13 protein-coding genes are annotated in these 12,831 nt (G+C 59.9%); 8 read left to right on the top strand and 5 right to left on the bottom strand.

The window, feature by feature from the left end:
• The first annotated feature begins 17 nt into the window (after nucleotides 1–17).
• On the top strand, nucleotides 18–263 hold the full coding sequence (locus tag ACZYR5_RS03490) for a hypothetical protein (RefSeq protein WP_489087893.1): 246 nt from the start codon (nucleotides 18–20) through the stop codon (nucleotides 261–263).
• A gap of 11 nt (nucleotides 264–274) precedes the next feature.
• On the opposite strand, the gene ACZYR5_RS03485 is transcribed toward ACZYR5_RS03490, so the two are convergent.
• The 5 genes from ACZYR5_RS03485 to norR all read right to left on the bottom strand — a co-directional run bounded on the left by ACZYR5_RS03485 (nucleotide 275) and on the right by norR (nucleotide 4,792).
• The gene (locus ACZYR5_RS03485; protein WP_489087894.1) at nucleotides 275–1,024 is read right to left on the bottom strand and encodes a YkgJ family cysteine cluster protein; all 750 of its coding nucleotides are present in this window, start codon (nucleotides 1,022–1,024) and stop codon (nucleotides 275–277) included.
• A gap of 74 nt (nucleotides 1,025–1,098) precedes the next feature.
• Nucleotides 1,099–1,425 (bottom strand): hypothetical protein, encoded by a 327-nt coding sequence (locus ACZYR5_RS03480; RefSeq protein WP_489087895.1) that lies wholly within the window; start codon nucleotides 1,423–1,425, stop codon nucleotides 1,099–1,101.
• Nucleotides 1,426–1,616: 191 nt separating this feature from the next.
• A complete protein-coding gene (locus tag ACZYR5_RS03475) occupies nucleotides 1,617–2,099 on the bottom strand; it encodes a GNAT family N-acetyltransferase (RefSeq protein WP_489087896.1) in 483 nt (160 codons plus the stop codon).
• Nucleotides 2,100–2,102: 3 nt separating this feature from the next.
• On the bottom strand, nucleotides 2,103–3,005 hold the full coding sequence (locus tag ACZYR5_RS03470) for a chemotaxis protein CheV (protein WP_489087897.1): 903 nt from the start codon (nucleotides 3,003–3,005) through the stop codon (nucleotides 2,103–2,105).
• Nucleotides 3,006–3,241: 236 nt separating this feature from the next.
• The gene (norR, locus tag ACZYR5_RS03465) at nucleotides 3,242–4,792 is read right to left on the bottom strand and encodes a nitric oxide reductase transcriptional regulator NorR (RefSeq protein WP_489087898.1); all 1,551 of its coding nucleotides are present in this window, start codon (nucleotides 4,790–4,792) and stop codon (nucleotides 3,242–3,244) included.
• A 156-nt stretch (nucleotides 4,793–4,948) separates the two neighbouring features.
• Between norR and hmpA the strand changes: the two genes are divergently transcribed.
• The 7 genes from hmpA to cyoE all read left to right on the top strand — a co-directional run bounded on the left by hmpA (nucleotide 4,949) and on the right by cyoE (nucleotide 12,690).
• The gene (hmpA, locus tag ACZYR5_RS03460; RefSeq protein ID WP_489087899.1) at nucleotides 4,949–6,130 is read left to right on the top strand and encodes an NO-inducible flavohemoprotein; all 1,182 of its coding nucleotides are present in this window, start codon (nucleotides 4,949–4,951) and stop codon (nucleotides 6,128–6,130) included.
• 404 nt (nucleotides 6,131–6,534) lie between these two features.
• Nucleotides 6,535–7,053, top strand: coding sequence for a disulfide bond formation protein B (locus ACZYR5_RS03455; protein ID WP_489087900.1), 519 nt, complete (start codon nucleotides 6,535–6,537; stop codon nucleotides 7,051–7,053).
• Nucleotides 7,054–7,858: 805 nt separating this feature from the next.
• Nucleotides 7,859–8,794: a ubiquinol oxidase subunit II gene (gene cyoA, locus ACZYR5_RS03450; protein WP_027619589.1), complete on the top strand. Its 936-nt coding sequence runs from the start codon at nucleotides 7,859–7,861 to the stop codon at nucleotides 8,792–8,794.
• Nucleotides 8,795–8,797: 3 nt separating this feature from the next.
• Nucleotides 8,798–10,828: a cytochrome o ubiquinol oxidase subunit I gene (gene cyoB / locus ACZYR5_RS03445; RefSeq protein WP_489087901.1), complete on the top strand. Its 2,031-nt coding sequence runs from the start codon at nucleotides 8,798–8,800 to the stop codon at nucleotides 10,826–10,828.
• 3 nt (nucleotides 10,829–10,831) lie between these two features.
• The gene (locus ACZYR5_RS03440) at nucleotides 10,832–11,458 is read left to right on the top strand and encodes a cytochrome o ubiquinol oxidase subunit III (protein ID WP_489087902.1); all 627 of its coding nucleotides are present in this window, start codon (nucleotides 10,832–10,834) and stop codon (nucleotides 11,456–11,458) included.
• Nucleotides 11,459–11,791 (top strand): cytochrome o ubiquinol oxidase subunit IV, encoded by a 333-nt coding sequence (gene cyoD / locus ACZYR5_RS03435; RefSeq protein WP_027619592.1) that lies wholly within the window; start codon nucleotides 11,459–11,461, stop codon nucleotides 11,789–11,791. It abuts the gene before it with no gap.
• Between the two features lie 11 nt (nucleotides 11,792–11,802).
• Entirely contained in the window at nucleotides 11,803–12,690 is an 888-nt protein-coding gene (gene cyoE, locus ACZYR5_RS03430; RefSeq protein WP_027619593.1) for a heme o synthase, read from the top strand.
• Nucleotides 12,691–12,831: the final 141 nt, after the last annotated feature.

Here is a 12,831-nt window from a genome sequence, read left to right as displayed (position 1 = left end):
GCAACACCGGAGCATTCATGACTTCCCCGACACAAACGCCTGCGGCTGACGACCAGGCTGACCTGCCAGACAGCGTCGACTCCAGCGCCGACGGTGACAGCAAAAACGCGATCCCGGCCTTCAAGTTTCCCTTCAAACCGGGCGAACTGGCCGCAGCCAAGCAGGGCAACCAGCCGTGGTACAAGAACGGCGCCAAGAACGGCCATACCAAAGTGCCAGGCGCCGCGCCTCCGGGTACTCGCCGTTCGATGGGCAAACGCTGAGTCGTGCCGGATCACGCCGCACGCAATGAAATAAACGCATAGGTCTGCGGTGGTTCCACGGTCCACCACGCCCCGGCGGCCTGCATCTGTTCGGCGACATTGTCGCCCGACACATGAAACTGCCACTCCTCGACCGCCTCCACTGACGCATCTGCCTGAGCCTGTTCCAGCGCCTGGGCAAATGCCGTCATGTCCGGCAGATAGGCGGTAAAGCCATCGCCCTTGAGCGCGCTGGTGCGAATTCCCAAGCGCCGGCAGAGCGCTTCCTTGATTCGAATGTCATCTCGATCGGCCTGGCGCGACTGTTCGATCAGGCTCGCCAATTCCAGGTCAGCCAATTGACCACCGACAATCAGCTCGGGACCCTGCTCCCACGACTCCGGCGGACAGTCCTTGGCCCCCGGCGTCAGCGGAATATGCGGATTGATTTCCATCGGATAGATCCGACACACCAGCGGCCGCCGGTCATAAATCCGACACAGGTTTTCCTCGTCAAGATTCCGGCAGCGTCCAGGGTTGAACGCGGCAAAGGTGATGGTCACGTAGGCCTTGGCTGCGCCACTGGGCACTGCCACAGAGCGCCGCTGCGCATGCTCGCGCTGCTCGGCCGGCAGCCCCAGGCCATTGCCGAGAAACCCTTCCACCAAGACGATTACAGCGCCTCCATCCGCCGCCCACATACGGGCTTCGGCGAGGGTCAGGGGTACATGGTGGTCACTGCAGCACTTGCCGCAACCTACGCAGGAAAACTTTGTGTTCATGGAAAAGCCGGCCACGTATCAGCGATGACGGAAAACCATCGCAGGGGACGGCCACGAAGCAAGGAGTGCGCCAGTCACTGACCTTTGCCGGTCGCCCGCACCGAGTCCCACTCAGTCACGTAGGCGGTTTTGCTTTTCTTGTGATAGAGGCACAACTCGGTGCCGGTCTGGCCCTTCATGTGTTTCTGCGGGTACTTACCCTCTAGCAGCAGCGCGGTGTAGCCGACCCGATCATCGAACTGCGCGGCGTTGCCCACCGGTTTGACGTGGTTCAACTGGCTGGCCTTGGTGCAACTGGCGAGCACGGCCTTGTCGAAGGCGGCCCAGGCATCGGGGCTGGAAGCCTGGGCCTGGGAGGCGAGGGCGGTCAGGGTGAGGAAGAGCAGGGCGTGGGTTTTCATGGCAGGTCTGCGCGGGGGAAAGGGGTTGTAGGAGCGAGCTTGCTCGCGAAAAACGCCAACGATGACGCAGTCATTCTGAACGAGCGCGGCGGTCTCACGCTTTTCGCGAGCATTCGAGCGTCGACCGGCGGCTCCAACAGTAGAGGTACCGGAGTATGCCGGATACTTCGCGACGGTTTTGCTGAACTCCCTCAATCCCCAAGCAATTCTCGGCGGACCACATACATGCCAGCCTTTTCGTACAGCCGTCGCGCCCGATGGTTGTCTTCCATGACCTTCAGGTCGACATAACCTTCGCGCCGTTGTTGGAACACACTCAATCCATGTAGCAGCAATGCCCGCCCCAGGCCCCGGCCCTGGGCGCGTGGATGCACCACCAGATGGTGGATGAAGGCGCTGGTCCAGCACTGGATCACCCCGACAATGCCCTGGCTGTCCGCCGCGATGAAGCACAACTGCGGGTCGTATTCGGCGTCGCGCTCGAAGCGTTCGCGCCACTCGTCCAGGGCTGGCACGCTGCCGCCGCCATTTTCGTAGCCGGCTTTCAGCAACAGATGCACAGCCGCTGCCTGCGCCGGTTGATAAGTGCTCAGGTTGATGCCCGCCGGCCACTCTGCGTTTGGCAGAACGTTGCGCAGATCACGGCGCAGCAGCAGGCACCAGGCCTCGCCCATGGCTCAAGCGCCCTGTTGTGCCACCGCTTTGGCGGCGGTGATCAGGCACTGAGTGAGTTCCGGCGAGGAGAACTTGGTCAGCAGCGCATTGGCGCCAGACAAGCGAGCCTTCTCACTGTTCATCGCGCTGTCCAGCGAGGTGTGCAGCAACACGTAGAGATGGGCGAAATCCGGTGTTTCGCGCAGGGTGCGGGTGAAGGCGTAACCGTCCATCTCGGACATTTCAATGTCCGAGACAATCAGGTTGATCTGCTGCGCGGTGCCTTGCAGATCCAGCAAACAGTCGATGGCTTCCCGGGCGCTGCGTGCGGTATGGCACTCCAGGCCGAGGTTGCGCAGGGTGTGCACCGATTGTTGCAATGCCACCTGGCTGTCATCGACCACCAGAATCCGCGCATTGCCGAGCAATTCGGCCTCTTCCATGCTCAGTTCGGTGGGGGCGTTGTCCAGCGGTGCCGGAGCGATACCGTGGATGACCTTCTCGATGTCGAGGACTTGCACCAGGGTGCCGTCAACCGAGGTCACGCCGGTGATGTACGAACGCACGCCGCCGGAGCCGTAGGGCGGTGGGCGGATGTCCGACGTCAGGCAGTGCACGATCTTGCTCACCGCCTGCACATGCAGGCCCTGCCTGGAGCGGCTGACCTCGGTGACGATCAGGCAGCCGCCGTCGGGGTCCACCAACGGACGCTCGCCAATCGCCCGGCTCAGGTCAATCACCGACAGCGAGTTACCGCGCAAGGTGGCAATGCCTTTGACGTGCGGGTGGGAGTCCGGCAACCGGGTGAGGGGCGGGCAGGGGATGATTTCGCTGACTTTCAGCAGGTTGATCGCCATCAGCTTGCCACTGCGCAAGGTAAACAGCAGAAGCGATAGGGAATCTGCGCGGGCTTTGGTCGTGGACATAAAAACCTTCTGTGGAACGCTGGTATCAGGTTATCGACCTGTGAGGGGCTGGCTTTAGCCTGCAACGCGGCACATTCACCCCCTGTAGGAGCTGGCTTGTGTAGGAGCTGGCTTGTGTAGGAGCTGGCTTGCCAGCGAAGCTTTTAGCGTTCTCAAAGACGCCTTCGCCGGCAAGCCGGCTCCTACAAGGGGCGTGAACAACATCCAATACATCCGCAAGGTGAGATGTGCGGGTATTACTTCAACCCCAACCGCTTGGCCATGCGCCCCAGATTCGCCCGATCCAGGCCCAGTTCGCGGGCGGCGCTGGCCCAGTTGTGCTGGTGGCGCTCCAGGCTGGCACTGATCAACTGCCGTTGATAGTGCTCGGTGGCCTGGCGCAAATCGCCGGTTACCGTGTTCACCGGGGTTGGCGCTTCGGACAGCGGCGACGCCGGCAATGTGTCATGGGGCAGATCCAGGTCAGCGGCACTGAGGCTGAGAATTTTCGGCCGTTCGCGGGCATTACCCAAGGCCTTGAGTGCGCTGCGGCCGATCAGGTGTTCCAGCTCACGGACATTGCCCGGCCAATCGTAGGCCAGCAGCGCCGCCTGGGCGTCGCTGGACAGGCGCAGGCTGTTGAGGCCCATGCGTGAGCGGTTCTGTTCGAGGAAGTAACCGCTTAGCAGTAGTACATCGCGGCCCCGGTCCCGCAGCGCCGGCACCCGCAACGGGTAAACGCTCAGGCGATGGTAGAAGTCGGCACGGTAACGGCCACTGCGCACTTCTTCAGCGAGGTCGCGGTTGGTGGCGGCGATCAGGCGCACGTCGACCTGATGCTCGCGGTCCGAACCCAGGCGTTGCAATTGACCGCTCTGCAGCACCCGCAGCAACTTGGCCTGGACCGTCAGCGACAGCTCGCCGACCTCATCCAGAAAAAGCGTGCCACCATTGGCCAACTCGAATTTGCCACGCCGCTCGCTGGTGGCGCCGGTGAAGGCGCCACGCACATGGCCGAACAGCTCGCTTTCCACCAGGGTGTCGGGCAGCGCCGCGCAGTTGAGGCTGATGATCGGCTTGTCGGCACGCTTTGACGCGGCGTGTATGGCCTGGGCGACCAACTCCTTGCCGACCCCGGTTTCGCCGGTGATCAACACCGTCAGGTCGCTGCCACCGACCAGCTCGATCTCTTCCACCAGGCGTTTGTGGGCTTTGCTCTGGCCGATCATTTCGCGCTGCTGCTGGCCGCTGGCCTGGCGATAGACCTCGGCGCGCTGATGCTCGTCCTCGACCCGGTTGGCCAGGCGCTCGATGCGTTCGGCGGCGTTGACCGTGGCGGCGGCGAGGCTGGCAAAGGCTTGCAGGGCGTCCAGTTCGATCGGCTCGAAGCGTTCCGGGTCCAGCGCATCAAGAGTCAGCAGGCCCCAGGGACGCTCATCGATAAACAGCGGGCAACCCATGCAGTCGTGGACTTCCAGGTGCTCGTGCAGACCGTCCACCAGACCGTCGTAGGGGTCCGGAAGGTCGCTGTCGGCGGCAAAGCGGGTGGGCCCGGGGCTGCTCAGCAGGACCTCGAAGCGCGGGTGCTCGCTGACCTTGAAGCGCCGGCCCAGGGTGTCAGTGCTCAGGCCGTCGACGGCCAGTGGCACCAGCCACTCACCATCAAGGCGCAGCAGGGCGGCAGCGTCGCAGGGCAGCAGGGCGCGCATCGCTTCGAGCAGGCGTCGATAGCGCTCGCCTTCGGGCAATTCGCGGGACAGGTCAGCGACCAGGGGCAGCAGGGTGGTGAGCAAGGCTTTTGCAGTCATAATGACTCCGTGTAGTCTGTATGACTATAAATGCTAGCGTGTCGATATGACTACCTTAAAATTAAGCTATTGATTTATAACAATTTTAAACGTGGCACGAAAGCTGATTAGACAAGGGCAACTCATTAGAAAAGCCGTCGTGCAGGAGTCACCCGAATGCTTAGCGCCCAAGACCGTGCCATCGTCAAATCCACCGTGCCCTTGCTGGAAAGTGGTGGCGAAGCCCTGATCACCCATTTCTACCGCATGATGCTCTCCGAATACCCCGAAGTACGTCCGCTGTTCAACCAGGCGCACCAGGCCAGCGGCGACCAGCCTCGCGCCCTGGCCAACGGCGTGCTGATGTATGCCCGGCACATCGACCAGCTCGACCAGCTCGGTGACCTGGTGGCGAAGATCATCAACAAGCACGTTGCGCTGCAAATTCTTCCGGAGCACTACCCGATTGTCGGCAGCTGCCTGCTGCGCGCCATCAGCGAAGTGCTGGGCGACGAGATCGCCACGCCGGAAGTGATGAGCGCCTGGGCTGCGGCCTACGGCCAATTGGCGGATATCCTGATCGGCGCCGAGGCGGCGATCTACGACCAGAAAGCCGAAGCCGTCGGCGGCTGGCGCGGGGCGCGGGAGTTCAAGCTGGCCAAACGGGTGGAAGAGAGCAGCGAAATCACCTCGTTCTACTTCGAACCAGCAGACAAGGGGCCGATTCTGGCGGCGGAGCCGGGGCAGTACATCGGCATGCAGCTGATCCTCGACGGCGAAGAGATCCGCCGCAATTACTCGCTGTCTTCCCTGGGCACTGACGGCCAGTACCGCATCAGCGTCAAGCGCGAGGCCGGCGGTCGCGCCTCGAATTATCTGCACGACCAGTTCCAGGTTGGCGCCAGCATTCAATTGTTCCCGCCTGCCGGGGATTTCACCCTGACGACCAGCGACAAACCGCTGGTGCTGATCAGTGGCGGTGTCGGCATCACCCCGACCCTGGCGATGCTCGAGGCGGCGCTGGCCACTGAGCGGCCGGTGCATTTCATCCACTGCGCGCGCAACGGTGGCGTGCATGCCTTCCGCGACTGGATCGACGCGCTGGCCGAGCGTCACCCGCAACTCAAGCGCTTCTACTGCTATGCCGAAGACGACGGCATCAGCCCGGCGGCGCACAAGGTCGGGCTGCTGAGTCAGGAGCAACTGGCGCACTGGCTGCCAGAACAACGCGACCTCGATGCCTACTTCCTCGGGCCTAAAGGCTTCATGGCGGCGGTCAAGCGTCACCTCAAGGCGCTGGGCGTGCCGGAAAGCCAGAGCCGCTACGAGTTCTTCGGCCCGGCGGCTGCGCTGGAGTAATCATTGCTGCTGTCTGCAAGGGGCTGTTGGCGCACGAAAGGCGCCACAGCCCCTTTTCTTTAATCCGCTGTTAATACCCCTGCCGTTAATTCCCTCCTGTTGAACCGCCAGCGAAAATTCCGACACCTCGGCGCGTGCTGCATGGCCGCGTGCGGCGTGTACACTGGCGGGCATTGCCTGTCGCTGGAAAAATATCTCCTGGTGCTGGAGCGCAGATCCCCCTGAAGGAGCGAGCCTGTCGAAACGTCGCACCGTCGCGATGGTCGTCAACGATAACGCGTCATACCTGAGTAAATGCGCCGTCTTTGAGTTAATCGCGAGCAGGCTCGCTCCTACAGGGGATTTGCATCTCACAGGAGATTTACACCAGGCCATCACCTGCATCTATGACTAAGGAAACCGCAATGAACGAGGAAACCATGCGTCTGGGCCGAGAGCGGCGCTATCTGGTGTTGCTGGGGCTGATCTGTCTGGCGTTGATCGGCGGGGCGTTGTACATGCAGATCGTCCTCGGCGAGGCACCTTGCCCGCTGTGCATCCTGCAGCGTTATGCGCTGCTGCTGATCGCCATCAGTGCCTTTGCCGGGGCCGCCATGAGCTCGCGGCGTGGCATCAGCGTCTTTGAAACCCTGGTGGTGATCTTCGCTCTGGCGGGGGCCGCGACGGCCGGGCACCACGTCTACACCCAGTTCTATCCTGCGGTGAGCTGCGGCATCGATGTGCTGCAGCCGATTGTCGATGACCTACCGTTGGCGAAGATTTTCCCGCTGGGTTTCCAGGTCGACGGTTTCTGCTCCACGCCTTACCCGCCGATCCTCGGCCTGTCGTTGGCGCAGTGGGCGCTGGTGGCCTTCGTGCTGATCGTGGTGCTGGTGCCGCTGCTGGTTTCGCGCAATCGTAAACAGCTGGATCAGGGTCGCTGAATCAGGCCTCCCCAGCTGAAAACAACGCCCCGGCCCTCGAAAGAGGCCGGGGCGTTTTGCGTTCCGGCGTCAGCGTTGGAAGACCATGACGTGACGCAAGTTCGGGTGCGACACATGTGCGACATGTTGTCACAGAGAAAGTGTCGCAGGCGGTTTCAAATTCCATATTTGGTTATGGATTGATACAGAAAATCGCACCGGAGTAATGCCTGAACAAGACTCATTTTTATCCGGCGGCAGGCAGTTTTAACAGCCTTGGGCAATTGGCCAGAGCCCTTGTGAAAAGGGGGCTTTAGCGGGTCAGATGATCGCGCGAGGCAGTCGAAGCTGTCTGAAATGCGCTCAGTAGGCCTACATTTTCTGGGGTTCTTGTTGAGAATTAATCGCGATAAGATAGGCGATCGTTACGGATTTATTTAATGATTGTTGCCGTATCCGATAAAAATTATTTCGGGATGAGACATGGTTTATAAAACGTTACATATCTACAATCGCCCGCACTGAAATTCCGGCACTGCTCATCCCTGAGCAGCGAAGGGTGGTCGAGGGGCGGTTTGAGTGCTCCGTGCGACCCCAGGTGTCGGTGCCTTCCAATTTTCCGCACCAAATGGAATTGGTCTGTGACAAGGCCTTTGACCACGAATTCGAATAAGAAACCAGCGCTCGCCGAGTTGATGTCACTGCGCGTTTAACGCAGGACGGGCAAGCCCTTATTCAATCCAAGAAAAATGCCAACCCTTGGCAGGGTGAAGTGTTGGCGATCAAAACCCAACTGCATTGCGCAAGCTGCTTTAGAGGTCGTGAGATGAGTAAAAACAGGTACCCCAGACTACTAGGCTTAGTGCCGCTGCTCGGCACGTTGTTGCTGGGAGGTTGCAACATGACCTTGCTCAATCCCACGGGCCAGGTTGGCCTGGAACAGCGAAACCTGATCATCACCGCCACCCTGCTGATGCTGTTGGTGGTTATTCCGGTGATCGTCATGACGTTCCTGTTCGCCTGGAAATACCGCGCCTCCAACACCAAGGCGACCTACACGCCGAAATGGAACCACTCCACCAAGATTGAAATCGCGGTGTGGACTGTTCCGGTGCTGATCATCATTGCCCTGGGTTACATCACCTACAAGTCGACCCACGAGCTGGACCCGTACCGTCCAATCGAATCCGACGTGAAGCCGGTGACCATCGAAGTGGTCGCGCTGGACTGGAAGTGGCTGTTCATCTACCCGGAACAAGGCATTGCCACGGTCAACAAGATCGTGTTCCCGGCCCACACGCCGATCAACTTCCGCATCACCTCCGATGCCGTGATGAACTCGTTCTTCATCCCGGGCCTGGGCGGCCAGATCTACGCGATGGCGGGTATGCAGACCAAGTTGCACCTGATCGCTGATCGCAACGCTGAAATGGACGGTATCTCCGCCAACTACAGCGGTGCTGGCTTCACCGGCATGAAATTCAAGGCAATTTCCACCACTCAGGAAGAATTCGACGCCTGGGTCAGTGAAGTCAAAAAGTCACCTAAACAGCTTGAACAGGCTGAATACGCGGCTCTTGCCAAGCAAAGCCAGAACAACCCGGTTGAACTCTATTCGTCGGTGACGCCGAACCTGTTCCAGACCATCGTCGACAAGTACGAAGGCATGAAACCGGGTCCGAAGGTCAAGCACGAGAAGAAAGAAAAAGAAGTGGCCGCTACGGACATGGACTCGCATTCAGCTGCCGGGGCAGAGGAGTAAAAGATGTTTGGTAAATTAAGTTGGGAAGCGGTCCCGTTCCACGAGCCGATCGTGATGGTGACCATCGCCATGATCGCGCTGGGTGGTCTGGCACTGTTCGCGGGTATCACTTACTTCAAGAAGTGGACCTATCTGTGGACCGAGTGGCTGACTTCGGTTGACCACAAGAAAATTGGCGTGATGTACATCATCGTCGCCATGGTCATGCTGCTGCGCGGCTTTGCCGACGCCATCATGATGCGTACCCAGCTGGCCATGGCTACCGAAGGTTCGCCTGGCTACCTGCCACCTGAACACTATGACCAGATCTTCACCGCTCACGGTGTGATCATGATCATCTTCATGGCGATGCCATTCTTCACCGGCCTGATGAACCTTGCAGTGCCGCTGCAGATCGGCGCGCGTGACGTTGCGTTCCCGTTCCTGAACTCCCTGAGCTTCTGGCTGCTGGTGTCGGGCGTTGTGCTGATCAACCTGTCCCTGGGCGTCGGCGAATTCGCCAAGACCGGTTGGGTTGCCTATCCGCCGCTGTCGGGCCTGCAATTCAGTCCGGGCGTGGGGATGGATTACTACATCTGGGCGCTACAGCTATCCGGGTTAGGTACGACGCTAACGGGGGTCAACTTCCTCGCGACCGTACTGAAAATGCGTACCCCTGGCATGAAACTGATGGACATGCCGATCTTCACCTGGACCTGCACCTGGGCCAACGTCCTGATCGTCGCGTCGTTCCCGATCCTGACCGCTACCCTGGCACTGCTGACGCTTGACCGTTACATGGATTTCCACATTTTCACCAATGAACTTGGTGGCAATCCAATGATGTACGTCAACCTGTTCTGGGCCTGGGGCCACCCTGAGGTGTACATCCTGATCCTGCCGGCATTCGGCATCTTCTCGGAAGTGATCTCGGCGTTCACCGGCAAGAAACTGTTCGGCCACCACTCGATGATCTACGCCTCGGGCGCGATCTCGGTACTGGGCTTCATGGTTTGGCTGCACCACTTCTTCACCATGGGTTCGGGTGCCAGCGTCAACGCCTTCTTCGGTCTGGCGACGATGCTGATTTCGATCCCGACGGGTGTGAAGCTATTCAACTGGCTGTTCACCATTTACCAGGGCCGTCTGCGTTTCACCAGCCAGGTGCTGTGGACCCTGGGCTTCATGGTGACCTTCGCCATCGGCGGCATGACCGGCGTACTGCTGGCCATCCCGGGTGCGGACTTCGTCCTGCACAACAGCCTGTTCGTGATCGCGCACTTCCACAACGTGATCATCGGCGGCGCGGTATTCGGCTACATCGCAGGTTTCGCGTTCTACTTCCCTAAAGCGTTCGGCTTCAAGCTGCACGAAGGTTGGGGCAAGGCTGCATTCTGGTTCTGGATCACCGGCTTCTTCGTCGCGTTCATGCCGCTCTACGTCCTGGGTTTCATGGGCATGACCCGTCGTCTGAACGCTACCACCAACCCTGAGTGGGTCCCGTACCTGTACGTGGCCATGTTCGGTGCGGTGATGATCGCGGTCGGCATCGCCTGCCAGCTGATCCAGCTGTACGTCAGCGTGCGTGATCGCAAGCTGCCGGAAAACATGTGCGAACACGGTGACCCGTGGAATGCCCATACCCTGGAATGGTCGACCTCGTCGCCACCTCCGTTCTACAACTTTGCCGTACTGCCAAAAGCTGACTGCATCGACCCGTTCACCGAGGCCAAGGAAAACGGCACTGCGTACCAGGCTCCGGCCAAGTACCAGCCGATCCACATGCCGAACAACACCGCGACCGGTGTGGTGATGGGCGCGCTGTTGACCGTGTTCGGATTCGCGATGATCTGGCACATCTGGTGGCTGGCAATCGCGAGCCTGGCTGGCACCGTGATCTACTTCGCGATCCACGCGGCCCGTGATGATCAAGGCTATATGGTGCCGGTCGACGTGATCGAGCGCATCGAAGCCGAGCAGCACAAGCGTCTGGTCGCAGCCGGGAAAATCCCAGCTTCTGCCACCCGTGTTGAAACCTCGTTGGAACAGGCTTAAACCATGTCGAACTTAGTGACCAATGCTGGACACACCCATGTCGATGGACATGGGCATGATGACCATCACCACGACTCGGGCGAGATGACCGTATACGGTTTCTGGCTCTACCTGATGACCGACTGCATCCTGTTTGCGTCGATCTTCGCGGTGTACGCGGTACTGGTAAACAACGTAGCGGGTGGCCCGTCGGGCCACGACATCTTCGAACTGCCGTACGTACTGGGCGAAACCGCTCTGCTGCTGTTCAGTTCGATCACCTACGGCTTCGCCATGCTGGCCTTCTTCAAGGGCAACAAGAAGCAGGTCCTGGGCTGGTTGGCCATGACCTTCCTGTTCGGTGCCGGCTTCATCGGCATGGAGATCAACGAGTTCCACATGCTGATCTCCGAGGGCTACGGCCCTAGCCGTTCGGGCTTCCTGTCCGGCTTCTTCACCCTGGTCGGTACCCACGGTCTGCACGTGACCAGCGGTCTGATCTGGATGGCGATCATGATGTATCAGGTCAACAAGCACGGCCTGACGGCGACCAACAAGACGCGTCTGAGCTGCCTGAGCCTGTTCTGGCACTTCCTCGACGTTGTGTGGATCTGCGTATTCACCGTTGTTTACCTGATGGGGACTCTGTAAATGGCTAACGCATCACACTCCCACGACGAAGCCGGTCACGGCAGCGTCAAGTCGTACGCCATCGGCTTCATCCTGTCGGTGATCCTCACCGTGATCCCGTTCGGCCTGGTGATGTACCCGTCGCTGCCGAAGTCGATCACCCTGTGGATCGTCCTGGCGTTCGCGATCATCCAGGTGCTGGTGCACCTGGTGTACTTCCTGCACATGGACCGTTCGGCTGCACAGCGTAACAACGTCATTGCGTTTGTCTTCGCCGCGATCGTGATTGTCCTGCTGGTTGGCCTGTCGCTGTGGATCATGTTCAGCATCCACACGTTCATGATGGCGAAGTGAGGTAAGTCCGGATGTCCTTTAAGCACTTTATCCAAATCACCAAACCGGGGATCATTTTCGGTAACGTGCTTTCTGTGGCAGGCGGATTTTTCCTGGCCTCGAAGGGGCATGTCGATCTGGCCATTTTCCTGGCCGCGATGATCGGCACTTCCCTGGTCGTGGCCTCGGGTTGCGTGTTCAACAACTGCATCGACCGTGACATCGACCTGAAGATGGAGCGCACCAAGAACCGCGTGCTGGTCCAGGGCCTGATCTCCCTGAAACTGGCACTGGTCTACGCGACCGTCCTGGGCGTTGCCGGGGTTGCCTTGCTGTACAAGGTCGCCAACCCGCTGGCCGCACTGTTCGCAGTAATCGGTTTCATCATCTACGTCGGCTTCTACAGCCTGTACCTCAAGCGCAAGTCGGTTCACGGCACGCTGGTGGGCAGTCTGTCGGGGGCGATGCCGCCGGTGATCGGTTACGTGGCAGTGAGCAACAGCTTCGACATGGCTGCACTGACCCTGCTGGTGATGTTCAGCCTGTGGCAGATGCCGCATTCCTACGCCATCGCGATCTTCCGCTTCAACGACTACCTGGCCGCATCGATCCCGGTGCTGCCAGTCAAGCGCGGAATCCAGGTGGCCAAGAAGCACATCCTGTTCTACATCCTGGCGTTCCTGGTAGCGACCCTGATGCTGACCTTCAGTGGTTACGCAGGCATGAGCTATCTGGCCGTCGCCGCGGCCATGGGCATGTACTGGTTGTACATGGCCTGGACCGGCTACAAGGCAGTGGATGACACAGTCTGGGCACGCAAGCTGTTCGTGTTCTCGATCTTCACCATCACCGCCCTGAGCGTGATGATGTCGCTGGACTTCAAGGTCCCGACCGAGCTGTTGCTGACCTACGCGCCATAAGCTTTGCCGCAATACAAAAGCCCCGCCTTCGAGAGAAGCGCGGGGCTTTTTGTTGGGCTTTGATGCGGTGCTGCTGATGGCCTCATCGCGAGCAGGCTCGCTCCTACAGTGGTTCTTATTGATCAGGGACCCTGTAGGAGC

This window comes from Pseudomonas sp. F007, assembly GCF_057814275.1.
Note: the sequence above shows the minus strand (reverse complement) of the source record. Positions and strands in the feature narration are given on the sequence as shown.